Genomic DNA, 25,729 nt, shown 5'->3' on the forward strand with positions numbered 1-25,729 from the left:
CCCCGTTTCGCGCTTGGTTTCCAAGGGGCTGGCCGGTATGAACCCTGCCCATGAGACATTTTCTGAACACCGCTGACTGGTCCCGACCCGAATTGCAGGCAATGATTGACGAGGCGCGCCGTTTCAAGGCCTCGCCGAAAGGCGATGTCCTGAAGGGCAAGACCGTCGCGCTCCTGTTTCTCAACAACTCGCTGCGCACGCGCACCTCGTTTGAGGTGGGGATCAATCATCTCGGCGGTCACGCCGTTATACTCTCGCCGTCCGGCGGCATGTGGCCGCTGGCGTTCGAGGACGGCGCCGTGATGGACGGCGAGGCGGAAGAGCATGCGCGCGAGGCGGTAAAAGTGCTCTCGCGCTATTGCGATATGATCGGCGTGCGCGCCTTTCCGAAATTCACGGACTGGGAGGAGGACCGCAAGGACAAGATTCTCTCCGCGTTCGCCAAATACGCCGATGTGCCCGTCATCAATATGGAGACGATCACGCACCCCTGTCAGGAGATGGCCCTGGCGATGGCGTTGCAGGAAAAACTCGGGCCACTCGACGGCAAGAAGTTCGTCTTGACCTGGACCTATCATCCGAAGCCGCTCAACACCGCCGTCGCCAACTCCGCGCTGATGATCGCCGCAAAATTCGGCATGCAGCCGACGCTGCTTTGTCCGAGTGAGGATTATATCCTCGACAAGCGCTATATGGATCAGGCGCGCATGGACGCCGAAGCGAATGGCTGCACAGTCAAGGTGTCGCACGATATCGACGAAGCCTATTCAGGCGCTGATGTCGTTTACGCCAAGAGCTGGGGCGCGCTGCCCTGGTTCGGGAACTGGGCGCCGGAAAAGGAAATCCGCGACGCGCACAAACATTTCATTGTCGATGAAGACAAAATGGCGAAGACAGACAACGCCGTCGTCTCCCACTGCCTGCCCATGCGCCGCAATGTGAAGATGACCGACGCGGTGTTCGATAGCGCCAACTGCATCGCCTATGACGAGGCCGAAAACCGCATGCATGTGCAAAAGGCGATTATGAAGGCGCTGGCGGGGTGAGTGATTTTTTAAAAAATACGCTCATGGTTTGCATTTCAGTGCTGAACTTGGCGTGCGCCTCTGTAGAAAAACAGGTGAGCGATATCGATGAGCTGATAGATAGTGGATGGGAGTTAGAATATTATAATGAGTGGTTCGACGCGGTATTGGATACATTTGGTAGTAATCGCGTAAGTTATGGGCCGACGCATGATCGGTTCACGCTGTTAATACACCCAACCTTTGATGAAATCACCTTGATTCGAATCGAAAAGCGACCTGACTATAAGGTGGAGTCCGCAATTGGGATCGGTAATTTTGAGGGCTTCACGCAAGTCGCGGTCAGTTTTTATGATACTGAATTTGCCTCGGGCTCGGAGGAACATCCATTGCAATATCAGCGGGCAATCCGCGATAAGTTCGCAATTGAGTTAAGCGTTGAAGAGTTTGATGCGATTTTCCACGCTTTGGACTCCGCAGAGCTAGCCGCGATGCCAGCGTCTTCCCAAGAGAACGGCTGTACTGATGGAACTCGGATGTTTGCTGAAATCTCAAAAGGCGATGAAAGAAAACTTGTAACGCGTCACAATTGTGATGAGACGTACAAGGCAGATTTCTCGACGTTCGAGCCTTTATTCGTATTTGCGGGTAACAAAATCCCCTCACTCCGAAGCAAACTGGCGGCGATTTGGAAAACAGAGACGCGTCGGGAGTTGATTGTAAAATGACCCAGACCGCCTCCACCCGTCAGACTATCGTCCAGTTGCTCTCCAACATGAGTGACGGGAAGGAGATTCGCGCCTATCTCCAGCGCTTCTCCGAGGTCGACCGGTCGCGCTTTGCGGTGATCAAGATCGGCGGCGCGATCCTCAATGAACAATTGGAAGAGACCGCTTCGGCGCTCGCCTTTCTGCATACGGTGGGGCTGACGCCGATTGTGCTTCACGGCGGCGGGCCGCAACTCGATCTGGCGCTGCAAGAGCGCGGCGTTGAAACGAAAAAGGTCGACGGGCTTCGCGTCACGGATGAGGCGACGCTAGACGCCGCGCGCGACGTTTTTATCGGCGAGAACATCAAGCTGGTGGAGGCTGTGCGCGGACAGGGCGTGGAGGCGGAAGGGCTGATCGCCGGGGTCATCGAGGCGGATTATCTGGACAAGGATAAATTCGGGCTTGTGGGCGCGCCGCGCCAGATCCGTCAGGGGCTCATCAATTCCGTTGTGCGCTCCGGCGCCATGCCGATCCTCACCTGTCTTGGCGTTGCGCCGGGCGGTCAGCTTGTCAATGTCAACGGCGACACCGCGACGCGCGCGCTGGTGGAAGCGCTCCAGCCCATGAAAATCGTTTTTCTTACAGGCACAGGCGGTTTGCTCGACAAGCATGGAAATATCATGCACTCCATCAACTTCGCGTCGGACTACGATAAGCTGATGAACGCCAAATGGGTCGAGGGCGGCATGCGCCTGAAGCTGCAGGAGATCAAACGCCTGCTCGAAGCCTCGCCCTTGTCGACGTCCGTTTCCATCACCACGCCAGCCGGATTAATCCGGGAGCTTTTCACCCATGGCGGCTCTGGCACGCTGGTCCGCATGGGCGAGACCATCAGCGAGCATAAAACAAGGGACGGCGTCGACAAGGCGAAAACAATTGCGCTTGTTGAAGACGCCTTCGGCAGAAAACTGAAAGCCGGCTGGTGGGACGAACTTGATATTCACGAAATCCAGATGTCGGGGAGTTATCGCGCCGGCGCCATCCTGACGAAGCTTGATGATTTTATCTATCTCGACAAGTTTGCAGTCGTCGAAGAGGCGCGCGGCGAGGGCCTGTCGCGCACCATCTGGCGCGCTTTCGTGAAGGACAATCCGGTGTTTTGCTGGCGCTCGCGCACCGCGAACGGGTTCAACGCATTTTATCATGACAGCGCCGACGGCTCGGTCAGGGCGGGCCCATGGACCGTCTTCTGGAAGGGCGAGCATGATTGGTCGCGGATCGAACGCATGGTAAAACGGGTCGCCGCCTTGCCGGCGTCGTTTGTTGAGTAGTGGTCTGTGGTCTGTGATTTGTGATCGGTGATCCGAATGGCGGGGCAGGATAAAGTGAACCGGGTTCAAAGTTTTCAGGATCTTGACGTCTGGAAAATGTCCATTGACCTTGCCGAGACGATCTATCGTGCGTCGGGCGCTTGGCCGAAAGAAGAAAGATTTGGTTTGACGCAGCAGATACGTCGCGCGGCCGCTTCTATCTCGGCAAATATTGCTGAGGGCGCTGCGCGCAACGGTACGCGCGAGTTCCTACACTTTCTGGGTATCGCGAAAGGATCGCTTGCGGAGACGAGAACTTTTCTGGTTTTGGCTGAGCGGCTGGATTATCTAGATGCGGCGGCGGCTCAGGCGTTGATTCTTAAAGCGGAAGATATTAGCCGAATGCTCGCCGGTCTTACTAAATCTCTTCAGGCCAGGGTTTCTGAAAAATGAACACTGATCACACAACCACAGACCACGGATCACCCTTCCAATGAGCACGCCGTTTCTTGTAGGACTTGTTGGCGCGCGCGGGCATACGGGCCGCGAGCTGATCCGGCTGATCGCCGATCATCCTGAATTGATGCTCGCCTATGCGGTGAGCCGCGAGTTCGCCGGGCGGCCCGTTGCGGATATCGCGCCGGAGGACAAGGACGAATGCGTTTTCGAGGCGCTGTCGCCGGAAGAGGCGGCGCGCCGGCGCGCCGATGTCGTCATTCTCGCCGCGCCAGACGGCGCCGCTGCGCCTTATGTGGAAGCCATAGAAACGCTCGCGCCGCAGCGTATCATTATCGATCTTTCAGCCGATTACCGGTTTGACGATCAATGGGCGTACGGTTTGCCGGAATTGAACCGGGCTAAAATTCGCGGCGCGACGCGCATCGCCAACCCCGGCTGCTACGCTACGGCCGCGCAGCTTGCGCTTGCGCCGCTGGTCGCCCGCTTTAACGGGACGCCGAGTCTTTTTGGCGTTTCCGGCTATTCCGGCGCCGGGACCGCGCCGTCGCCGCGCAATGACCCGGAACGGATCAAGGACAACCTCATGCCTTACGCCGTCACCGGCCATAAGCACGAGCGTGAAACGGCGCGCCACCTCGGCCGCCCCGTACATTTTACGCCCCATGTGCACCCGGCCTTCAGCGGTCTGATCGTGACCGCGCATATTCCGCTTGCGGAGAAAATGGATGCGTCGGGACTTGCGAAAGTTTTTGAAGAAAAATACGCTGGGGAACCGCTCATCGCCTTGCGCAATGCGCCGCCGGAACTTAAAGATGGTGCGGGTCGCAAAGGCGTTTTGATCGGCGGTTTTGCAGTCAGCGAAAATGGAATGAATGCGGTGGTCATCGCGGCCGAGGACAACCTCCTCAAAGGCGCGGCCGTGCAGGCTATCCAGAATGTCAATCTCGCGCTTGGTCTTGATGAAATGAAAGGCCTTGCTCATTGAAAGGATGATCCAATAAACAATGGCGGTGGGTGAAAGCGATTTTCTGGTGCAGGCGGCAACCTATCTTGGCGCTGCAGCGATCGCCGTCCCCATTTTCAATCGCCTGAAACTTGGATCCATTCTCGGTTTTCTCGCCGCCGGCGTGGCGGCCGGCCCTTTCGGGCTCAACCTCCTTCAACGACAGGAAGGCGTCTTTCATATCGCCGAGCTTGGCGTTGTGCTGTTTCTGTTTATCATCGGACTGGAATTGTCGCTGTCGCGGCTGTGGTCCATGCGCCGCCAGATTTTCGGGCTGGGCGCGGCGCAGATGATTGTCACGGGCGCCGTGATCGCCGGCCTTTTTATCGCCGTGGGCGTAATGCCGGCGCCGGCCGCCGCCATCGCCGGGTTTTCGCTGGCGTTCTCCTCAACCGCTTTCGCCTTGCAATGGATCAAGGACAGGGGCGAATTGAATACGCCCTACGGCGCGCAATCATTTTCGGTGCTGCTGTTTCAGGATCTCGCGGTGATCCCGCTTCTGGCGGCGGTGCCGATTGTTGCGGGCGTCGGCGCTGACGGCGATCCGTGGGAAAGCGCCGCGAAGGCCGTGGGCGTTGTGACTTTGCTCATCATCATCGGCAAATTCGGTCTTAACCGGCTTTTCCGGATGGTGGCGAGTTCCGGTTCGCGCGAAGCCTTTGCGGCGACCGCGCTGTTCGTGGTCGCATTGACGGCGCTGTCAGTCGCCTGGGCCGGACTGTCCATGGCGCTCGGCGCATTTCTTGCCGGCGTTCTTCTCTCGGAGTCGAGTTACAAGCACCAGATTGAAACCGATATCGAGCCTTTCCGCGGCCTTCTTCTCGGGCTTTTCTTTATCTCCATCGGCATGCGTCTCGATTTTAACGTTATTCTGGCGTCATGGATGATCGTCATTGGCGGCGCCTTGGGGCTTGTGTTGATCAAGTCGCTCATGCTGTTCGGTCTGGCGCGGCTGTTCGGCGCAAAGCCCGGCGTCGGCGTGAAAACCGCCGCCACCTTATCGCAAGGGGGCGAGTTTTCTTTTGTCGTCTTTACGCTGGGCGTCAGCGCGGCGATGTTTACAGACGCACAAGCCAGCCTGATGGCGGCGATCGTGACGTTATCGATGATGCTGACGCCGTTCATGGTGGCGCTTGCCAATCGCTACGCCCGGGAGACGCATGATAATGGCGAGGATCTGGAAGGTCCATCCGCCGGTCGCGACCACGTCATTATCGTCGGTTTTGGCCGCATGGGGCAGATTATATCGCAGGTTCTGCAAAATTCCGGCGTCGCCGTGACGGCGATCGATCGCAACCCGTCGCATATCCGGAATGCGGAACGGTTCGGGTTCAAGGTCTATTTCGGCGACGGGGCGCGGCTCGATATGCTGCTCGCAGCGGGCGCCGCGGACGCCAAGGCGATTATTCTTTGTATGGATGATCCAAAATCAGTGAATCTCGCCGTGACGCTGCTGCGTGAAAAATTCGCCGACAAGACGATCATCGCCTGCGCCCACGATCGCATCCATGAAATCGAGCTTAAAAAACTCGGGCCCGATGTCATCGTTCGCGAAACGCTTGAGTCAAGTTTGCTCATGGCGCGCGAAGCGCTCGCCAGGATGGGTTTTGAAAGCGGCGTAATCGAGGACTACGTGCAGCAGTTTCGCAAACTGGACAGGGAAAGGCTGCTCGCGCAAATAGACGAAGGGCCGGAGGCCGGGCGCGATCTGATGCATAAACGTTTCCGGACTGCGTCCGAACGAAGAGGCGAAGCCAATACCGGCGCCTGACCGCCGCCGGGGGCGTTGTTATTGCACCGCTTCAATGACCGCGTCGCAGATATAATCTACCTGTTGCGGCGTAAGATACGCATGCATCGGCAAGGCGAAAATTTCCGACGCGACTTTTTCCGTAACGGGCAGGCCGTTCGCTGGCGCGTAGTCGGAAAACGCCGGCATGAGATGCAAGGGCGTCGTATAATAGATGGCGGTCGGTACGCCGGCCTGCTTCAGTTTCTGAACAACGCTGTCACGATTTTCAACGCACAGGGAATAATATCCCTGTCCGGAAACGGCGCCCTTTATATCGGCCTGCGGCCGGCCCACGCCTTCCAGGCGGCGATCATATTCGTCGGCAATCCTGCGCCTTGCGGCCAGTTCATCGTCGAAGATCGACAGCTTCTCCAGAAGAACAGCGGCCTGAAAACTGTCCATGCGGCCGTTAAATCCGACGCGAACGGAATCTTTGCGCGCCTCGTCTGTGCCGTGCCAGCGGATTGACGCCCAGCGTTCGCGATCAAGCGTATTCTGGCTGAAAATCGCGCCCGCATCGCCATAGGCGCCGAGCCCCTTGCCGGGAAAGAAGCTGGTCGCCGTCGCCGGGGCCAGATTGCCGACTTGCTGACCGTTCAACTCAGCGCCGAAGCTTTGCGCTCCGTCAGAAAGCAGAAAAAGATCTTCAGCCTTGGCGATTTCGGAAATAGCTGGGTAATCCGCAGGCGAACCAAAAAGGTCCACAGGAATAATCGCGGTGGGCTGGAGCCTGCCTTCACTTTTAACGGCGTCTATGCGCCGCTGAAGATCCGACGCGTCGATGTTGAAAGTCTCGGGATCGATATCCACGAAGACAGGCGTCGCGCCGGCCAGAAGGATGGCGTTCGCCGTCGCGTTATAGGTGAACGCCGGTACGAATACGGCGTCGCCGGCGCCGACGCCGCGCGCCAGCAGCGGAATGATCAGCGCCGCAGTGCCGCTGGCGCATGCAATAACGGTTCTGGCGCCGGTGCGTTCCGCCAGCGTCTCTTCAAGTTCGTCGATTTCGGGCCCGGCGATATAGCGGCCGTGATCGAGGACATTTTGCAGGCGCCGTTCTATCGCGGAGCGAATACGCCTTTGCTGCGCCACAAGATCGATAAACGAAATATCGCCCACCTGCGTACGTCCGGCGATTGTCAAATTGACCACGCTGTTCATGCCCGCCGCCTTTCCAGATTTTCTTTTACTTCCGGCGTTTGCCCGGCAATGCCGGCCGCCTGTTCTATTCGCAATGCCCAGCGAAGGGCTTCTCTTCCGTCCCGGCCGGAAACCGTTGGCGTACGCCCATTCATAATATTGGCGATAAATTCATTGGCGCCAAAAGCAAGCGGGTCGCTGAAGGCAAGAGTAGGCGCATCGGCAAACATTTCCGGCTGCAATATCGCGGGTGTTGAGTTCGAAACGCGGCGGCGCAGGAAATCAAACTCGATAACGCCGTCATCATAGACAAGCGTCATGCGGCGTTCCGGCGCCGGAGTTCGCCGGCTCGCCATCAGCGAGACAACGGAACCGTTTGTCAGCCCTAGCTCCGCACTCGCCTCATGGTCGCCGCCTTTCGCGGATAGGCTGGAGATTTCCGCCTGCGAAAGGTGACGCACGAGATCGATGTCATGAATGAGAAGATCGAGCACGACGGAAACATCTTCGCAGCGGCCGCTGCCGGCTGCGCTGCGAACGCTGTCGATTTTTAACGGCGCCCGGCTGCGTCCGAACAGTCCCGCCGCCTCAAAAACATATCGTTCCTGATGGCCCACCTGCAAAACGGCGTTATTTTCTGAGGCCAGATCGATAAGCGTGTCGGCGTCGGCGACATTGAGCGTAATGGGTTTTTCGATAAATACGTGCTTTTGCGCCTTCAGCGCCGCACAGGCGATCTCAAAATGTGCAGTGGCGGGCGCCGCGACAATAATGGCGTCGGTCGCGGCGAGCAGATCCTCAAAATCAGATATTGCTTCGACATTGTGCTTGCCGGCTAAAGCCACGGCGCGTTGCGCGTCTGGGTCGTAAACGGCCGTAAGGGGCGCTTGCGCGTTCCTCGCGTATTTGGATGCATGATAGCCCCCAAACACGCCGGCGCCGGCGACGCCGACTTTGATGATTTTCGTCACAATACTCGCTCCGCCAGCTAACCCCCGACGCTAGCGGGAACGGCGCAGAAATCCCGCTCCCGAATTCACTGTATAGTGTATCGCGCCAAACTAAATAGGCCGCATTATCGGGCTGAATTCAAACAATATTTCCAGCTATTTCATGAAAAGCTATTCATCGCGCCGGAAAAACTAATAAAGCCTAAACGCCGCTGAGCCTGCTTTCCTTGAAGCGGTCGGCCAGAATAAACGCCAGATCCAGCGCCTGGCTGGCGTTCAGGCGCGGATCGCAATGCGTGTGATAGCGCGATGAGAGATCAGCCTCTGAAATTTCCTGAGACCCGCCGAGACACTCCGTGACGTTCTGTCCGGTCATCTCAAAATGCACGCCGCCCGGAATAGCGCCTTCCGCGCGGCAGACATCGAAAAATGTTCCGACTTCCGAAAGAATAGAATCGACATGGCGGGTTTTGGTGCCGCCGTCGGTCTTGATTGTATTCCCGTGCATGGGGTCGCATGACCAGACGACCTTGCGCCCTTCGGCGGTGATTTTACGCACAAGCGGCGCTAATCCGCGCTCGGCCTTATCGGCGCCGAAGCGTGCGATCAGAACGATGCGTCCCGCCTCGTCCGCCGGATTGAGAATATCGAGCAGATGTAAGAGTTCGTCTGCTTCAAGGCTCGGCCCGCATTTGAGGCCGATCGGGTTTTCAATGCCGCGGCAAAATTCAACATGCGCGCCGTCGGGCTGGCGCGTCCTGTCGCCGATCCACACCATATGGGCGGAGGTGTCGTACCATTTGCCGCTCGTCGAATCGACGCGCGTCATCGCGGCCTCGAAACCGAGCAGCAGCGCTTCATGACTCGTGTAAAAATCGACTTCGCGAATGGCGCGCACGTCCGAACCGTCAACGCCGCACGCCTCCATGAAGGTGATTGATTCTGAAATTTTATCGGCAAGCGCGCGGTACCGGTTCTCCTGCGGATTGCCGGACACGAATTCCAGATTCCATTTGTGAACATTGCGCAAGTCGGCGTAACCGCCGGTGGCGAAGGCGCGGATGAGATTCAGCGTCGCCGCGGCGTGGCCGTAGGCTTTTAACAGACGCTGCGGATCCGGCGTGCGCGCTTCGCTGATAAATTCCATGCCATTGATATTGTCGCCGCGATAGCTCGGTAAGGTTTGGCCGTCGATGCTTTCTGTCGGTGATGAGCGTGGTTTCGCAAATTGACCGGCGATGCGCCCGACTTTGATGACCGGCAAGGCTGCGCCAAAAGTCAGCACAACCGCCATTTGCAACAGCACCCGAAAAGTGTCCCGAATATTATTCGGATGAAATTCCTTGAAGCTTTCCGCGCAATCGCCGCCCTGTAGTAAAAACGCCTCGCCGCGGGATACATTCGCCAAAGATTGGCGCAGCGTACGGGCCTCTCCGGCGAAGACCAGCGGCGGATATCCTGAAAGCTCTTTCTCAACGGCCTCCAGCGCCGCTGGATTTGGATAATCCGCCGGGATGTGCAGCGCGGTCTTTTCCCGCCAGCTATCGGGCGTCCAGTCCATTGTCTAACTACTCCGTAACAAACGGGGTGTAGCCCGCTGACCGCTGCGCTGCAACATACAAAATCGGCCTGTAACGATTTGAGTAGTCCCGAAGTGATTTTCGAGAAGGGCGAATGCCTGCTATCAAGCCGATGCTTGAATGTAAAAAAGGATTTTTCGATGTCTCATACAGTAAAGAAATCCGCGATTTTTTCGGCGGCTGTTCTGATGATTTCGCCGGCGCTGGCGCAGCGTGATTTTTCAGACGTGGAGATCAAGACGACCGCTGTGGGCGAGGGGATTTATATGCTTGAGGGGGCCGGCGGCAATATCGGCCTGTCTGTGGGCGAAGATGGCGCTTTTGTCATCGACGATCAGTTTGCGCCGCTCGCGGAGCGAATTGTTACGGCAATTGAAAATGTTTCAGAAGAACCGGTGGCGTTTGTCGTCAATACCCATTGGCACGGAGATCACACAGGCGGCAATGAAGCCATGGGCGGTATGGGCGCGCATATCGTCGCCCATGATAATGTCCGGCAACGGTTGAAAGAAGGGTTGACGAGAGCCGGCGGAAACACGACCCCGCCGGCGCCGGACGCTGCGCTGCCGGTGATTACGTTTTCACACGCCATGTCATTTTACTGGAATGGAAACGACATCAGAATTTGGCATCCTGAAAATGCGCATACGGACGGAGACGCGATAATTTTCTTCAAGAACGCCAATATTGTTCATATGGGCGATGTATTTTTTAACGGGAATTATCCGTATGTCGATCTGGAATCCGGCGGCGACCTGGATGGCTATATCGCGACCCACGAAAAAGTACTCGGCAAGATCGACGATGAGACAAAAATCATTCCGGGCCACGGCGCGCTTGCTTCAAAAGCGGATTTGCAAAGAACGCTCGATATGCTGAAAGACGTACGCTCGCGCATTCAGGCCCTTATCGATGACGGGATGAGCGAAGAAGACGCCGTCGCCGCCGATCCGCTGGCGGATCTTAACGCTGATTGGGGGCAGGGCTTTATCAGCGGCGAGCGCATGACCCGCACGGCTTATCGTTCACTCAGCGCCGAATAAAAAAGAGCGCCCGATTTGCGGGCGCCCAGTTTTCAGGGATGGTAGTGCAATTATAACGGTTGATCCGTGTCTCCCGGCCTTATCAGGCCTCGAGGCGAATTTCCGAAACTTCGCCGCGCCGGATTTTGCACACGGCGTCGATTGTATCGCCGCCGCCATTGGGGATCAGGGCAAGCGCGATGGTCTTGGTTGAACCGCCGCCGCCGCGCACGAATTTTGCGCGATATTCCCCCGGCGCGACCAGGCCTTCGCTCTCGGCCGCAGCGGCGCACATCTGTAATTTTTCAGCCCAGTCTGTTGCGAGTGCAGGGGTGGCTGATGCGATCAGCGCCGCGCCGGCGGTCAAAGCTAAAATCTTGTTCTGCATGGGTTTCTCCGTGATTCAGGTTTATGCGTTTTACGTAAGTTTCTTATTGCTAACTATGAACATATTACTATATAAAATTAAAGTGTCAAATATATTTTTTCATTATCGCCGTGTTTCTTTGTATGCACGACAAAGTAACGGCCATTGTAGTAAGCTAATGAATAATAAACCAAAAAAACGGCTCTGGAGGAAACTGAATGGCGCGCACATATAATCAGGACTGCATTCTGGCGCATGCGCTGGACCTGTTGGGCGAGCGCTGGACGCTTCTGATCATCCGCGATCTTTTTCTGGGGCCGCAGCGGTTTGGCGATCTGCAATCGGGATTGCCCGGCATTGGCGCTAACCTTTTGAGCAAGCGGTTAAAGGAGCTCGAAGAGGCGGGGCTTGTCTCCAGCACAACTGTATCCGGTGAAACGCGCGGGCGTTATCGGCTGAGCGAAACCGGCGAGAATCTGCGGCCTACAGTGCGCGCATTGATGAAATGGTCGATCAAGTATTTTCTAGACCGTCCGGAAACGGCGCCCGCGCATCTGTGCATTTATACAAACGATTTACAGCCGGACTCGGTTGCGCTCGCGATCGAAATTTTCGCGGCGCATTGCCCGGCGCTGGAAAACAACTATGTCGCGCGCGTTATCATCGATGACTTTCCGTACACGATCTACAATATGAACGGCGAGTTAATATGCCGCCGCGGCGCAGATGCGCCGGCGGTCGCCACTTTGGAAGCGGACGTGGCGACTGTCATGCAGGCGTTTCGCATGGAGCTTACGCTGGATGAGGCGAAATCCCGGATGAAGCTGAACGGCGATAAACAAGCATTGAACCACTTGCTGCAATGTATCGTGCTGTCCACCAACGAAACCTTTGCGCGCGATGAACAGCAGTCTCTTCAGGCGGCGGTATAATTGCGAAAGCCTAAACGGCGGCCTCGAAATTCGCTTCCGTCAGGGATTTGACGTCATCGACCGTCACGCCGGGCGCCAGTTCGACCAGTTTCATACCCTTGCCGCGCTCGACTTCGAATACGCCAAGATTGGTGATCACCATATCGACGACTTCCTTGCCGGTAAGCGGCAGGGAGCACTCATGCAGCAGTTTCGGCGAGCCCGATTTTGACGCGTGATCCATCACAACCACGATTTTCTGAACGCCGGCCACGAGATCCATGGCCCCGCCCATGCCTTTGACAAGCTTGCCGGGGATCATCCAGTTGGCGAGATCACCCGTCTCCGAAACTTCCATGGCGCCGAGAATGGCGATGTTTATGTGACCGCCCCGGATCATTGCGAACGAGTCTGCGCTGGAAAAATACGACGTCCGGCGCAATTCGGTGATCGTCTGTTTGCCTGCATTGATAAGGTCGGGGTCGACCTCGTCTTCGTAAGGGAAGGGGCCCATGCCAAGCATGCCGTTTTCCGACTGCAGCGTCACGTCAACGCCTTCCGGAATATAGTTTGCAACGAGCGTCGGGATGCCGATACCGAGATTGACATAAAAGCCGTCTTTAAGTTCGCGCGCAGCGCGTTCGGCCATTTGATTGCGATCCCAGCCTTTCGGATTATCAGCCATTACGCTTTCTCCTTTTCGCGGGTCGTGACTTTTTCAATGCGTTTTTCATGCTCGCCCTTGATTAATCGGCGCACGTAAATTCCGGGAGTGTGAATATTGTTTGGGTCCAGTGAGCCAAGATCCACGATTTCTTCAACTTCCGCGACGGTCGCCTTGCCGGCCATCGCCATATTCGGATTGAGATTACGCGCAGTCTTGCGATAGATAAGATTGCCCTGCTCATCGCCTTTCCACGCCTTGACGATGGACAAATCAGCGACAAGGCCGGTTTCCATAATATGGGTTTCGCCGTTAAAGTCTTTGTGTTCCTTGCCCTCGGCGATAATCGTACCGACGCCGGTTTTTGTGTAGAAACCGGGAATGCCGGCGCCGCCGGCGCGGCACCGTTCCGCAAGCGTGCCTTGCGGATTGAATTCCAGCTCCAGTTCGCCGGATAAATATTGCCGCTCGAATTCCTTGTTCTCGCCCACATAGGACGAAACCATTTTTTTGATCTGGCGCGTCTGCAAAAGCAGACCAAGCCCGAAATCGTCCACGCCGGCATTGTTGGAAATAACCGTCAGATCCTTCACGCCGGCGTCGCGAATGGCGGCGATCAGGTTCTCCGGTATGCCGCAAAGCCCGAAACCGCCCGCCATGATCGTCATGCCGTCGAACAACAGGCCGTCCAGCGCGGCGGCGGCGTCTTTGTAAATCTTTTTCATGGAACAACCTCCGCAAAGTCGGCTCTCGACTATCGCAAAAGACCGGCCCCGTCCACATGAAGCATTCATGTTCATGCCAATAGCGCTTTGCCGCGCTAACCGGCGGGTTTATGGTCCGCTCATGACCGAATGGAAAACGCACCACAAGATTTTTACGGCGCTCGGGGCGGGCGCTGCGGCGCTGGTCGTTTACGCAGGCGTGAAAGCCGACCGCATGGCGCGCATTGGCGCCGGCTACAAGGCGAAAATCGCCTGTTCAGAGATATTTGTCGCGCGCCGCGACCCCAGGGCTGTGGTGAATGTTGAATTTGAAAACATCGACGCTGCCATGGATATGGTCAGCGTCCAGGTTAATCAAAAACAACACTATGTGCGCGCTTCTGGACCGCTGGGGCTGGGCGGCGTCCGCGCCGTTTACCGTGAGGGCTATGGTTGCACGCTTGCGAACGCCGGCGGATTGCATCCCATGCCGGAAGCGGGCGCGCCTGCAGCGGGCGCCGCGTGGCCAGAAGCGCCGCCTGTATCCGGACAGGCGATTGAGCGCATTGATTACGCAGCGCTCGACGTCGCGTTGAGCGATGCTCTTTCTGAAATTGAGGCTAACCACCGTAGTCTGCTTGTGGCGGTGGACGGCAAAATCGTTGATGAGCGCTATGCGGACGGTTTTTCGCGTACGACGCCATTTTTATCATGGTCCATGGCGAAGAGCGTGACTGCAACGCTTGTCGGGGCCGCAGCCATGCGCGGACTGCTCGACGTGGACGATCCCGCCCCGGTCCCCGAATGGGCGGGCGACGATGAAAAATCCAGAATTACCTGGAATGACCTCCTGCGCATGCAAAGCGGTCTCGCCTTTGGCGAGCATTACGATCAAATACGTTCGGACGTAAATCGCATGCTGTTCGAACGGGCGGATTCAGGCGCGTTCGCCGCCCGTGCGTCCGTTGAAAATCCGCCGGCAGAGACATGGTATTATTCAAGCGGCACGACAAATCTCTTGTCGCGTACATTGCGACAGGCGCTTGAGGAGAACGGGCTCGAATTCCATGCATTTGCACGGGAAGCGATTTTCGACCCGATAGGCGCGTCAAGCGTCATCATGGAGCCGGATGCGTCCGGGACCGTGATCGGTTCTTCTTTCATGTATGCGACCGCGCGCGACTGGGCGCGGCTCGGCCAGCTTTATCTGCAGGATGGCGTCTGGAATGAAGAACGGCTTCTGCCTGAAGGCTGGACCGAATATGTGCGTACGCCGGCCCTTGCATCGGATGGTCAGTACGGGGCGCAATTCTGGCTGAACCGTGAGGGCGCGGACAGGCCCCGTTTTTTCCCCGGTCTCCCGGAGGAAATGTATTTCTTCGCGGGCCATGAGGGCCAGTATGTTTTCATTATTCCCGACAAACGCATGATCGTCGTCCGGACCGGCATGACGCGGGGACGCTCGGCGATGGAAGCCGTCGCCCCGCTGCTCGCCGAAATTTACAACGCCGTCGGCGCGCCGGAAGGGACGGAACTGTGAATTCGCCGGGTCTGGAGGAGTTCGACGCGCTGGCGCGTCAGGCTTATGCGTCTCTTCCGGCCGAATTCCGCAAACTGTGCGGCAATGTCGTTATTCACGTTGCAGAGGAAGCGGACGCGGAAACCTTGCGCGCGGTCGGACTGTCTCGCCCATTGGAGCTTTCCGGATTATTTGAAGGTATCGCGATTGGCGAAGCCCGTGACGCGCCGCCCAATCACGTACATCTTTATCGCCGCTCCATCCTCGCCGAATGGCGCGCGCGGGGCGACATCTCCCTCGAAGAACTTGTGACTCATGTTCTGGTTCATGAAATCGGCCATCATTTCGGCCTAAGCGATGAAGATATGCACGCGATTGAAGATCAGGCGGAATAAAAATGGCGGCGCCAGCGCCTTTCCATTTGCTCAAAAAGAGCATAAATGCCGCTCATGACCGACGCTCTTAAAATCGCGATCGCCCAGATCGCCCCTGTTGTGGGCGATATTGACGGCAATGTGGAGCGTATCCGCCAGGCGCGCGCAAAAGCTTCGCGCGACGGCGCGGATCTGGTGGTGTTTTGCGAGCTGGTCGTCTCAGGCTATCCCCCGGAAGACCTTGTGCAAAAACCATCCTATCAGCGCGCCTGCCGAGAGGCGGTGGAGCGCTTAGCAAAAGACACGAGCGACGCCGGCCCGGCGATGATTGTCGGCGCGCCGTGGCGCGTAGGCGAGGAGTTATACAACGCCGCGTTTTTGTTGGCGGACGGAGTGATCGCAGAAACGCGTACGAAAGTGCGCCTGCCCAATTACGGCGTATTCGATGAGCCGCGCCGGTTTACGCCGGGGGCGGACTACCCCGAGCCCATAGCGTTCAAGGGTGTAAAACTGGGCCTCATGATCTGCGAGGATATGTGGCTGCCGGGGGCGGGCGAACATCTGGCGAATGCGGCCGCTGAAATTTTTATTGTGCCGCATGGTTCGCCCTTCCGCAAAACCGCGCTGGAAGAACGCGAGATGGCGGCCCGCGACCGCGTCACCGCAACAGGACTGCCGCTCATTTTCGTCAATCAGCTTGCCGGGCAGGATGAGGTCGTGTTTGACGGCGCGGCGTTCGTCATGAGCGCGAGCGGCGCAGTGCAATATCGCTGCCCGCAATTCGCCGAATGCGTGACGCTGACCACATGGCGCAGGGGCGCCGGCGGCTGGGCTTGCGTCTCCGGACCCGAAGCCGCGTGGGTCGGGGCTGAGGAAATGATCTATCGCGCCGTGACCATGGCCGTGCGCGATTATGTTCTGAAGAACCATTTCAACGGCGTTGTGATCGGCCTTTCCGGCGGCGTTGATTCGGCGCTCACCGCCGCCATCGCCGTCGATGCGCTGGGCGCGGACAAGGTTCACTGCGTGATGATGCCTTCGGTCTATACCTCGCGGGAGAGCCTTGAGGACGCCGAACAATGCGCAAAGGCGCTCGGCGTTTCTTACCGCTCGATTTCCATCGGGCCCGGCGTCGCCGCGTTCGATAAGATGCTAGCGCCGGTCTTCGCCGACCTTCCCCCCGACACGACGGAAGAAAACATCCAGTCGCGCCTGCGCGGCGTCATCCTCATGGCCTTGTCGAACAAGTTCGGCGACATGGTTTTGACGACCGGCAACAAGTCCGAAATGTCGGTGGGCTACGCAACGCTCTATGGCGACATGAATGGCGGCTTCAATCCGCTGAAGGACATCTACAAGACGGAAGTCTTCGCGCTGTGCCGATGGCGCAACACGCATCACGCGGACGACCTGATCGGGCCAAAGGGAGAAGTGATCCCGGAACGGATCATTACAAAACCGCCCTCGGCGGAGCTGCGCGCGGACCAGAAGGACGAAGACTCGCTGCCCGCTTACGAGACGCTGGACCCGATCCTTGAGATGCTGGTGGAAAAGGAAACGCCGGTGCGCGACATTGTCGCCAGAGGCTATGACGAAAAAACCGTGCGCCGCATCGAACATCTTCTTTATGTGGCCGAATACAAGCGCCGCCAGGCGCCGCCGGGCCCGAAGGTCGCGAGCGTCAATTTCGGCCGCGACCGGCGCTATCCGATTACGAACGGCTGGCGGGATCGTTGAAAGTTAGAGAAGGAAGACATGAAAATGACGGCAAATGCGGAACGCTCTCCCTCTGCGTGAACTTTGCATTTCCACATTGCGAAATTTTTACTTCGCATACGTGGTATAATTTGGACGGCGTAGAATTAACAAAGGTATTGCTAAGTCAGGCGGCGCGGTCTCTTCCCCCGTTTACGGGGGAAGTGCCCCGAAGGGGCGATGGGGGCGCTTCAGCGCCAGTGAAAAACCCCCTCCGTCCCGGCCGTGCGGCCGCGACACCTCCCCCATTGGCATAGGGGAGGGAAAAGCGCGTTGCTCCTGCGCCGGAATGGGCGGATTTTCTTTGAAACACCGTACACGCATAGAGCGAGGGGCGGCGAGACAGATTTTCCTTATTTTCCGAAGCGTCGCGGAATAAATGTAACGCCGCACGCAACATCGCCGCCCGCGTCAGGCGATGATTCGCCTTCACGTTCGCTCAACGGTTGCCGGGGTTAAGGCGTTAAGGCTTCGACTCCCGTGTGTCGTGACCCTAACCCCGGCTCACCGTCGCGTCGTTATCCACCACTTTTGAAATGACCGTATACTGCTCAGCAGTCCGGATATTGAGAGGCGGTGAGCGCTGCCGTAACTCGCTGGTCCGGATTGCGGCGCGCGGGCGGCCGCCTGCTCCGGCTATATCAAACGCGTGTTTCGCGCGGGCCGGAGACGGACAGGCGGCTTAGACCCGGCCGGCTGCTTCAGTCGAGTCTTCGGGGAAAGGCGGGAATTCCAATTCCGTCGAATTTGGAAAACCCGCGCCGAACACGATCGATTGGCGGCGCTGTAAAAGCCGCGCGCGGGACGTGATGCGTCCATGTGCTTAATACCAAGCGATGAGGATGTCTCACGTCCCGCGCGCCTCTCATCTTCATGCGTTCGCGCCGGAACCGGCGGCGGCGAGGAAAAGTTATGGATAAAAATGCGCGCCCTCAGGATGAAGGGGATTTTGGCGTCTCGAAGGATCGCCGGGACGAACGGCGGCTGGGGAGGAGCCGAATCACGCGCGCAAAGCGGGGGGAAGCGGTAAAGGGGAGGCGGACAGCGCCTGCCAACGCCTATTTGACCCCGCCCCGCATCCCCGCTAATGGCTCGCGTCCTTGTATAACCTGAGACCTTAAATGACCGTCAAAGTCCGTTTCGCCCCGTCGCCCACCGGCAAGCTGCATGTGGGGAATGTGCGCGCCGCCTTATGGAACTGGCTGTTCGCCCGCAAATCCGGCGGAACGTTCGTCCTGCGCATCGACGATACTGACGGCGAGCGCTCCACCGAGGAATATGAGGACGCCATCCGCGCGGACCTCAAATGGCTCGGCCTCGATTGGGACGAGACCGTCAGCCAGTCGTCGCGCTTCGCGCTGTATGACGCCGCGCGCGACAAGCTGAAAGACGCGGGCCTGTTATACCCTTGTTACGAAACTGCCGAGGAGCTGGACCGCAAGCGCAAGATCCAGCGCGCGCGCGGCCTGCCGCCGGTGTACGACCGCGCGGCGCTGAACCTTTCCGACGACGACATCGCGAAATACGAAGCCGAAGGGCGCAAGCCCCATTGGCGGTTCAAGCTGTCGCAAACGCCGGTGCGCTGGAACGATCATATTCGCGGCGAGGTGACGGTGGACACGGCGAGCGTTTCCGACCCCGTATTGATCCGCGAAGACGGCATGTATCTTTACACGCTGCCGAGCTGTGTGGATGACATCGATCTGCAAATCACCCATGTCATGCGCGGCGAGGATCACGTCACCAATACCGGCGTGCAGATAGAGATATTCAGGGCGCTGGGCGGCGAGCCGCCCGAATTCGCGCATCATTCGCTGCTGATCGGCGCTGACGGGCAGGGCCTGTCGAAGCGCCTCGGCTCGCTGTCGATCGAGGCGATGCGCAATGATGGGCTTGAAGCCGCCGCGATCACGAGTTTGCTTGCAAAGCTTGGCACCGCCGATCCGGTGACGGCGCAACCGGACCTTATGGCGCTTGCCGGCGGTTTTGATTTTGACCGGCTGGGCCGCGCGCCCGCGCGCTTCGACATGGCCGAGCTTGAAGCACTGAACGCCAAGCTGTTGCACGAAACGCCCTATGATGAAGTGGAATCGCGCCTGAAAAAACTTGGCGTCACACCGCCCTTATGGGAGGCGGTGCGCGGCAATATCACCCGGCTCGCGGACGCCGCCGAATGGCTGGCGGTTATCAACGGCGAAGTTGATCCAGTGATCGAAAATCAGGACTTCGCAAACGAGGCGGCAAGCCTTGTGCCGGATACTCTTGATACGGACAGCTGGGGCGCCCTGACGAATGCGCTCAAAGAAAAAACCGGCGCGAAAGGAAAAAATCTATTCATGCCGCTCCGCCTGGCGTTGACCGGCCGCGAACGCGGGCCGGAAATGGCGGCGCTTTTGCCGCTGATCGGTGCGGAAAAAGCGCGCGCGCGGCTGCGCGGCGAGCGCGCCTAGACCAGTTCCCGCAACATGTGTTTTTCAGCGTAATCGAATGCAGCAGGGACGTTATCTACAAAGGCGATATCGTTGATGAGCTCCTTGTCGGCGAGCTTGTTGTCCACGACGTGGTGCAACAGCTCTTTCAGCGGCGACCAGAAATTATTGACGTTCAAAACAATGAGCGGTTTGCGGTGCAGCCCGAGCCGCGCCCAGGAAAGAACCTCGATAATTTCTTCCAGCGTGCCGATGCCGCCGGGCAGGGTCAAAATGGCGTCCGATTCCTCGAACATCAGCATTTTGCGCTCATGCATATTGTCGACGACCTTGTGATCGACGCCCTCGAGAATGCCCTCAAGCTCCACCAGGAAATCGGGAATGACGCCGAAAACCTTGCCGCCGGCGTCCCGGGCCGCGCCTGCTGTCGCGCCCATCAGCCCCAGCTTGCCCCCGCCATAGACGATCCGGCAGTCCCGGCGGGCGGCCTCCTTGCCGACTTCGATGGCGGTTTCTTTGAAGGCGGGGTCGCTTCCCGGTCGGGACCCGCAATAAACACATAATGATTTCATATACTTACACGTTTCTTGTTGTTGGCTGGGCATTGTACGCGGAATTTCTTAAGGGTAAAGTAAATTGGGGTCCGCAACATTATTTCAAGGAGCATGGCCGCCATGCGTGTCGTTATTATCGTCCTGTTACTGATTGTTCTCGGATTTATCGGCTGGAAAGCTGCGGAACGTTTCAAGATTATTGACGAACCGGACCGTCCGCCCGCATCCGTTGAAACACCGGTGACGCCGGACGATCCAGAGGTCGACGCGCCGGCTGAGCCGTCCCTGCCGAGTTTTGATATCGTGCGTGTTGATCGCACAGGATACGCGGTCATTGCAGGGCGCGCCAAACCTGGTTCCGAGGTGACGATCTTTGCTAATGAAGAGGAGCTGGCGCGAACCGACGCTGAACCGGACGGTTCATGGGTGATTGCGACGGATACGCCGCTGGACGGTGGACCGGTTGAACTCAGCCTTTCAATGCGGACGGCGGACGGCATGACGATCCGTTCGGAAGACACCATCCTGATTTACGTGCCCGAACGCGAAGGCGATTTACCGCTCGTGTTACGCACAACGCCCGGCGGCGCTACAGAAGTGCTGCAAGAGCCGCGCGATGCGGCGGATGGACTTGGGCCTCTTTCGCTGGACGTTATCGACTATGATGATACAGGCGCTGTCATCTTTTCCGGCCGGGCCGAGCCGGGGCGCGTCGTGCAATTATTCATTAACAGGCAGATGCTGGGACAAACCGCCGCCAGCAGCGATGGCCGGTGGTCGATTGCGCCGGAAGCGCAGATCGCCCCCGGCGTCTATCAACTTCTGGTGATTCAACTGGATGAAGATGGACGTCCCGCTTATGCAATCGAGCTTCCTTTTGAAAGAGCGAACCCGGACAATATCGATCTGCGCGATGGGCGGGTGATCGTCCAGCCGGGCAACAGTCTGTGGCGCATTGCGCGCCGCGCCTATGGCGAGGGTGCGCAATATACGATCATATATGAAGCGAACGAAGATCAAATTCGTGATCCGGACTTGATCTATCCTGGGCAGATTTTCAACGTGCCGGATTCTGACGAGGATGCAGAAAGCGATCCGCAGTAACGGATTATTCCGCCGCGTGGGGCACGGCGTCCCGCGCCGGCGGCTGAATCCGTTTTTGCCCCACTTCGTTGACGGCTTTTTTTCGGAAGAGGCGATTACGTATAACGGTTGGCGCCGCCAGCATGACCGGGGTCAGGATCAATGTCAGGATTGTTGAAAAGGCAAGACCGTAAACAACCGCAGACGACAACAGCACCCACCAGTCTGACGTCGACGAACCATGGGTAATCGTGCCCGCTGAAAAGTTGACATTGATTTCAAACACCATGGGTAACAGACCAAGGATGGTTGTGGCGGTCGTCAAAAGCACCGGCCTTACCCGTTGCGCCGCTGTCCGGACAACGGCGTCCTCCACCGACAGACCCTTGCGGCGCAGATACTGATACGTGTCGATCAGCACGATGTTATTGTTTACAACAATGCCGGCGAGCGCCACGATTCCGGTGCCGGTCATAATGATGCTGACATACTGTCCGGTCAGCGCGATTGATAATAATACACCGAGCACGGACATAATGACTGCTGTTAATGTCAACGCGGCGTGGTAAAAGCTGTTAAATTCCAGAAGCAATATCATCGCGATCATAAAGAGCGCAGCAATCATGGCGTTCTGGAAAAACACGGCGGCGTCAGCAGTCTCCTGATCAGCGCCGCGCATGATCCACGATACATCAGGGCCCAATGCGTCCGATTCCAGCCAGCTTTTCATATTGGCTATGGCTCGGTCCTGACTGACTGCATAGCCATCAATCTGCGTATTTCCGTTCGCTTTGACTTCAATGATGCGCGCGCCGTCTCGCCTGATAATCCTGTCGACTTGCGGCTTGGCTACCCGCGCAACAAAATTAGACAAAGGCACAGACCCTTGCGGTGTTTGCGCGCGAACCTGATCGAGGGCGAAAATATTCCGGTGTTCTTCCGGATAACGCGCGCGTATATCCACTTCATCGTCGGCGTCCTGGGGACGATATTTATCGATCAGGAGCCCGTCCGTTACGAATTGCAGAACGGCGCCCGCCTGTTGGACGGACAAACCATATCGTCCAGCGAGCGCCCGGTCGATTTCGATGGACCATTCAATGCCCGGCAGGGGAAGCGTGTCCTCCTGATCCATATAGGCGGGAACCTCGCGGCCATTGATCTCCATAGTTGATGACTCGACGAAGGCGCGTGCTTTTTTTGCAGCTTCAACCATAGCCTCAAAATTGGGAGACGTAATCTCAACCTGCACGTCCTTGCCCACAGGCGGCCCGGATTCGCGCTGGCGCACTTCAACATGAATGCCGGGAATGTTGCTTACGCGTTCGCGCAATTGATCCACAACGACTCGCGAGTGTTCCCGCTCGGAATAATAAACAAGATTGAGACCCACCTGACCAATTGTTTCAACAGGCGTATCCTGGCCGCGCGCCAGCTCCGGACCGGTCTGGAGGTAGATGTGTTCTATCGCGGGATGATCTTCTATACGGGCGGCGACTTCCTTGACGATTTCAATATTCTGTTGCGGCGAAAGATTGCCGCGTCCCATGACGAGAAGGTTTATCTGATCATCGTCGTTTCGAATAAAAAACTCCGATTCTGGCGCAGCGACGATAAACGACCCAATGCAAAATGCAGCGACGCCCAGCGCGCCAACGCCGACGAGGATGGGACGAGCCACCAGCGCTTTTAGAAATCGCGCGTAATCTGCAACCGGACCTTTTAATGTTGTCGGATCAATTTCATCGACTTCATATTTTTTTGTCGGCGCTTCGGTTTTTCCTTTCATTCCAAGCTTTTTCTTCATCCAGTCTGGAATAGCGAAAAGCGACCCGATTACGGGCAGAAAAACCAGCGCGACGACAAGTGAAGAGAGCAATACGAAAATCAGCGTCAGCGGCAGATATTTCATGAATTGTCCCGGCGTATCCTGCCAGAACAGAAACGGCGCAAACGCCGCCAGTGTCGTCGCCGTGGACGTGATCACCGGCCAGAACATCCGTTTGGAGGCCTCCAGATAGGCGGCGCGCCGCGCGGCGCCTTCGGCCATGCGCCTGTCGGCGTATTCAACGATCACAATCGCGCCGTCGACCAGCATGCCGACTGCGAGAATTAAACCGAACATCACCATCATGTTCAGCGTGTAGCCGAACACAGCCAGCAGCATGAATCCCATGAGGAACGTCGTCGGTATGGCTACGCCCACCATGACTGCCGAGCGCAGGCCAAGCGCCGCCACAACAACAATCATCACGAGCAAAACCGCAGTCATTACAGATGCGGTGAGGCCGCTCAGGCTGTCTTTTACGAATATGGATTGATCCGCGATGTATTCATATTTGATGGTCGGCGGCCAGAGATTTGCCTCTTCTTCTATGACTTTGCGTGCTTCTTCTATTGTTTCGACGATATTGAATCCGGATCGTTTGGAAATCTCGACGCCGATCGCCAGTTGACCATTGAATAACGCATATCCTTCACGGTCTTTAAACGTGCGGCGGATGCTGGCCACATCGCCGATGGTCAACACATTTTCACCGCTGACCCTGACGGGCGTATCGGCGAGATCTTGCGCATTGCGAACCAGACCCGGCGCCTTTACCGTAAAACGCCCGTCTTCAAGGTTGACTGCGCCGGCTGTGACAAGCTGGTTGTTGGTGTTGACCGCGTTAACGACCTCAAGTTCCGTGAGGCCGTAAGATTCAAGCACCTCCGGATCGACAATGACTTCGAGCAGTTCTTCTCGCGCGCCGGTCAGCCGCGCTTCGAGAACGCCGGAAATGCTTTCCAGCCTGTCTTCAAGTCGCTGGGCGGTCTGAAATATCGCGCGTTCCGGCGCCTCGCCGTAAATGATAGTGGTCAGAATCGGAAATTGTGTTTGGACATTGAATTCCTGGACAACGGGTTCTTCCGCATCGTCAGGATACTCGGACTTGGCGCGATCGACCGCTTCGCGCACATCAAGCACAGCTTGGTCGATATCCACTTCCGTTTGAAACTCAAGGACGAATTGCGCGACGCTGTCGTAAGCGAAGGCGTCCATCTGTTTGAGGCCTTCGACATTCTGAAGTTCAAGTTCCGTTGGCCGCAAAAGCAGACGCTCGCCGTCCTCCGGCGATATGCCGGGGAGGACAATTGTCACGCCGACAAACGGAACCGGAACGTCAGGATCCGCTTCTCTGGGGATGGTTTTGTAGGCAAGAAGTCCAAAAAAAACCATCACCACCATCGCGGTCATGACAACGCGCGTACGCGAAAAAGCAGCGTCGATCAGCCTGGTCATGAGGGCGTGTCCGTATCGTCCGCCGACGCTGTTTCCACGATTTGTCCGGCTGAAACATATTCCTGACCGCGTACGATAAGCGTCACATCGCCTTCAAGTCCGGAAACCCATACTCCGGAAGGCGTCTCGCCAATCATTGTCACCGGCGCGAACACAACGGCGTTGCCGGAACCGATCGTCCGCACGCCAATATCGCCTCCGTCATCCAGCACCAGCGCTGAACGCGGCACGCGATGCGCATTTCGTTCTTCGGCGAAGACCCTGAATTCCGCCGTGACTCCGTCTCGCAGCGCGCCGTCCTCATTGGGAATTTCCAATTCCACATCAAACGTTCGAGTCGCCGGGTCGGCGGTGGAGGAAACCAGGCGCACGCGGCCTTCTACGACTTCACCTGTGGCGAGACGCGCGACGCCGCGGTCGTCTTTGGTAATTTTGTTGACGTCCTGCTCGGAAACGGCGCCGACGACAAGAAACGGCGAATGCTGAATAATCGTCGCACAGGGATCGCCCACAGCCATGAAATCGCCGACCTCTACGTATCGCCGATCAAACACGCCCTCGAAAGGCGCCTTAATGTCCGTCTTTTGCAGCTCCAGCGCGGCGCGTTCCATCGCGGCGGCCGCCTGATCGCGGCTTGCTTTCGCGGCCGCGACGCCGGTTTCCGCCCGAAAGCCGTCCTCGAAAAGTTTCGTCGCCGCCTTGTAATCAAGCTCGGCTTTTTCGAACGCGGCGCGCGCTTCGCCCAGTTGAGCGCGCCGCGCATCGACGTTCAACCGGCAAATTACGTGTCCTTTTTCGACGATTTCGCCCTGTTCCGCCGGGGTTTCGAGGACAGCGCCACTGGTTTCCGCTCGTACGGTGACCTTGCGCTCCGCTTGCGTGCGCCCGCGAACCACAATTTCATCCCGCCAGCTTTCCGGGGAAACCGCCGTAGTGAGAACTGTGAACGTTGAGCCGGTTTCCGGCGCCGCCGTGTTTTCGCCGCCGCCAGCTCCGAATAGACTGGCGACAAGGAAATAAAGAGCGATCAAAGCGACGACGATGCCGGCCAGCTTGACGGATTGTGAAACTTTCATGGGGCCGGCTCATTCCAGA

At 57.6% G+C, this 25,729-nt stretch carries 22 protein-coding genes; 13 read left to right on the top strand and 9 right to left on the bottom strand.

Going from position 1 to position 25,729, the window contains the following annotated elements:
* Window positions 1–44: 44 nt before the first annotated feature.
* The 6 genes from ACQK2Q_RS00135 to ACQK2Q_RS00160 are packed head-to-tail and all read left to right on the top strand — an operon-like array spanning window position 45 to window position 6,278.
* A complete protein-coding gene (locus tag ACQK2Q_RS00135; protein ID WP_425411097.1) occupies window positions 45–1,046 on the top strand; it encodes an N-acetylornithine carbamoyltransferase in 1,002 nt (333 codons plus the stop codon).
* Window positions 1,043–1,753, top strand: coding sequence for a hypothetical protein (locus ACQK2Q_RS00140; RefSeq protein ID WP_425407726.1), 711 nt, complete (start codon window positions 1,043–1,045; stop codon window positions 1,751–1,753). Before ACQK2Q_RS00135 ends, ACQK2Q_RS00140 begins: the two co-directional genes overlap by 4 nt.
* Window positions 1,750–3,066, top strand: coding sequence for an acetylglutamate kinase (locus ACQK2Q_RS00145; protein ID WP_425407727.1), 1,317 nt, complete (start codon window positions 1,750–1,752; stop codon window positions 3,064–3,066). The genes ACQK2Q_RS00140 and ACQK2Q_RS00145 overlap by 4 nt, the downstream gene beginning before the upstream one ends.
* A 36-nt stretch (window positions 3,067–3,102) precedes the next feature.
* On the top strand, window positions 3,103–3,498 hold the full coding sequence (locus ACQK2Q_RS00150) for a four helix bundle protein (protein WP_425407728.1): 396 nt from the start codon (window positions 3,103–3,105) through the stop codon (window positions 3,496–3,498).
* Window positions 3,499–3,538: 40 nt separating this feature from the next.
* Window positions 3,539–4,489 carry an N-acetyl-gamma-glutamyl-phosphate reductase gene (gene argC / locus ACQK2Q_RS00155; protein ID WP_425407729.1) on the top strand — a complete coding sequence of 317 codons (951 nt, stop codon included), beginning with the start codon at window positions 3,539–3,541 and terminating at the stop codon, window positions 4,487–4,489.
* 19 nt (window positions 4,490–4,508) lie between these two features.
* The gene (locus tag ACQK2Q_RS00160) at window positions 4,509–6,278 is read left to right on the top strand and encodes a monovalent cation:proton antiporter-2 (CPA2) family protein (protein WP_425407730.1); all 1,770 of its coding nucleotides are present in this window, start codon (window positions 4,509–4,511) and stop codon (window positions 6,276–6,278) included.
* An 18-nt stretch (window positions 6,279–6,296) separates the two neighbouring features.
* Here the strand turns inward: ACQK2Q_RS00160 and ACQK2Q_RS00165 are convergent, their stop codons facing one another.
* From ACQK2Q_RS00165 to ACQK2Q_RS00175, 3 genes are all read right to left on the bottom strand, one after another.
* The gene (locus tag ACQK2Q_RS00165; RefSeq protein WP_425407731.1) at window positions 6,297–7,460 is read right to left on the bottom strand and encodes a DegT/DnrJ/EryC1/StrS family aminotransferase; all 1,164 of its coding nucleotides are present in this window, start codon (window positions 7,458–7,460) and stop codon (window positions 6,297–6,299) included.
* Window positions 7,457–8,410: a Gfo/Idh/MocA family protein gene (locus ACQK2Q_RS00170; protein WP_425407732.1), complete on the bottom strand. Its 954-nt coding sequence runs from the start codon at window positions 8,408–8,410 to the stop codon at window positions 7,457–7,459. Before ACQK2Q_RS00170 ends, ACQK2Q_RS00165 begins: the two co-directional genes overlap by 4 nt.
* Before the next feature lie 181 nt (window positions 8,411–8,591).
* A complete protein-coding gene (locus ACQK2Q_RS00175) occupies window positions 8,592–9,950 on the bottom strand; it encodes a class II 3-deoxy-7-phosphoheptulonate synthase (RefSeq protein WP_425407733.1) in 1,359 nt (452 codons plus the stop codon).
* Window positions 9,951–10,109: 159 nt separating this feature from the next.
* On the opposite strand from ACQK2Q_RS00175, the gene ACQK2Q_RS00180 reads away from it, so the two are divergent.
* On the top strand, window positions 10,110–11,012 hold the full coding sequence (locus ACQK2Q_RS00180) for an MBL fold metallo-hydrolase (RefSeq protein ID WP_425407734.1): 903 nt from the start codon (window positions 10,110–10,112) through the stop codon (window positions 11,010–11,012).
* 82 nt (window positions 11,013–11,094) lie between these two features.
* Here the strand turns inward: ACQK2Q_RS00180 and ACQK2Q_RS00185 are convergent, their stop codons facing one another.
* Window positions 11,095–11,379, bottom strand: coding sequence for a hypothetical protein (locus tag ACQK2Q_RS00185; protein WP_425407735.1), 285 nt, complete (start codon window positions 11,377–11,379; stop codon window positions 11,095–11,097).
* A gap of 197 nt (window positions 11,380–11,576) precedes the next feature.
* Here ACQK2Q_RS00185 and ACQK2Q_RS00190 point away from each other — a divergent pair, with 197 nt between their 5' ends.
* Window positions 11,577–12,290: a winged helix-turn-helix transcriptional regulator gene (locus tag ACQK2Q_RS00190; RefSeq protein ID WP_425407736.1), complete on the top strand. Its 714-nt coding sequence runs from the start codon at window positions 11,577–11,579 to the stop codon at window positions 12,288–12,290.
* Between the two features lie 10 nt (window positions 12,291–12,300).
* Here ACQK2Q_RS00190 and ACQK2Q_RS00195 read toward each other — a convergent pair whose 3' ends face one another.
* Together ACQK2Q_RS00195 and ACQK2Q_RS00200 are read right to left on the bottom strand one after the other, a co-directional pair.
* The gene (locus tag ACQK2Q_RS00195; protein WP_425407737.1) at window positions 12,301–12,954 is read right to left on the bottom strand and encodes a CoA transferase subunit B; all 654 of its coding nucleotides are present in this window, start codon (window positions 12,952–12,954) and stop codon (window positions 12,301–12,303) included.
* Window positions 12,954–13,658 (bottom strand): CoA transferase subunit A, encoded by a 705-nt coding sequence (locus tag ACQK2Q_RS00200; protein ID WP_425407738.1) that lies wholly within the window; start codon window positions 13,656–13,658, stop codon window positions 12,954–12,956. Before ACQK2Q_RS00200 ends, ACQK2Q_RS00195 begins: the two co-directional genes overlap by 1 nt.
* 121 nt (window positions 13,659–13,779) lie before the next feature.
* Between ACQK2Q_RS00200 and ACQK2Q_RS00205 the strand changes: the two genes are divergently transcribed.
* From ACQK2Q_RS00205 to gltX, 4 genes are all read left to right on the top strand, one after another.
* Window positions 13,780–15,177 (top strand): serine hydrolase domain-containing protein, encoded by a 1,398-nt coding sequence (locus ACQK2Q_RS00205; RefSeq protein WP_425407739.1) that lies wholly within the window; start codon window positions 13,780–13,782, stop codon window positions 15,175–15,177.
* Entirely contained in the window at window positions 15,174–15,551 is a 378-nt protein-coding gene (locus ACQK2Q_RS00210; RefSeq protein ID WP_425407740.1) for a metallopeptidase family protein, read from the top strand. The genes ACQK2Q_RS00205 and ACQK2Q_RS00210 overlap by 4 nt, the downstream gene beginning before the upstream one ends.
* Before the next feature lie 54 nt (window positions 15,552–15,605).
* Window positions 15,606–17,267 (top strand): NAD+ synthase, encoded by a 1,662-nt coding sequence (locus ACQK2Q_RS00215; RefSeq protein ID WP_425407741.1) that lies wholly within the window; start codon window positions 15,606–15,608, stop codon window positions 17,265–17,267.
* 1,139 nt (window positions 17,268–18,406) lie between these two features.
* The gene (gene gltX / locus ACQK2Q_RS00220; RefSeq protein ID WP_425407742.1) at window positions 18,407–19,735 is read left to right on the top strand and encodes a glutamate--tRNA ligase; all 1,329 of its coding nucleotides are present in this window, start codon (window positions 18,407–18,409) and stop codon (window positions 19,733–19,735) included.
* On the opposite strand, the gene ACQK2Q_RS00225 is transcribed toward gltX, so the two are convergent.
* Window positions 19,732–20,286, bottom strand: a complete 555-nt coding sequence (locus ACQK2Q_RS00225; RefSeq protein ID WP_425407743.1) for a TIGR00730 family Rossman fold protein — start codon at window positions 20,284–20,286, stop codon at window positions 19,732–19,734. The genes gltX and ACQK2Q_RS00225 overlap by 4 nt on opposite strands.
* Before the next feature lie 102 nt (window positions 20,287–20,388).
* On the opposite strand from ACQK2Q_RS00225, the gene ACQK2Q_RS00230 reads away from it, so the two are divergent.
* Complete coding sequence (locus ACQK2Q_RS00230; RefSeq protein WP_425407744.1) at window positions 20,389–21,372, top strand: LysM peptidoglycan-binding domain-containing protein; 984 nt, start codon at window positions 20,389–20,391, stop codon at window positions 21,370–21,372.
* A gap of 4 nt (window positions 21,373–21,376) precedes the next feature.
* On the opposite strand, the gene ACQK2Q_RS00235 is transcribed toward ACQK2Q_RS00230, so the two are convergent.
* Both ACQK2Q_RS00235 and ACQK2Q_RS00240 read right to left on the bottom strand, forming a co-directional pair.
* Window positions 21,377–24,634 carry an efflux RND transporter permease subunit gene (locus tag ACQK2Q_RS00235; protein ID WP_425407745.1) on the bottom strand — a complete coding sequence of 1,086 codons (3,258 nt, stop codon included), beginning with the start codon at window positions 24,632–24,634 and terminating at the stop codon, window positions 21,377–21,379.
* A complete protein-coding gene (locus ACQK2Q_RS00240) occupies window positions 24,631–25,710 on the bottom strand; it encodes an efflux RND transporter periplasmic adaptor subunit (protein WP_425407746.1) in 1,080 nt (359 codons plus the stop codon). The genes ACQK2Q_RS00235 and ACQK2Q_RS00240 overlap by 4 nt, the downstream gene beginning before the upstream one ends.
* Window positions 25,711–25,729: the final 19 nt, after the last annotated feature.

Origin of the sequence: Hyphococcus sp., assembly GCF_965228385.1 — a bacterium.
Classification (GTDB): Bacteria; Pseudomonadota; Alphaproteobacteria; order Caulobacterales; family Parvularculaceae; genus Hyphococcus.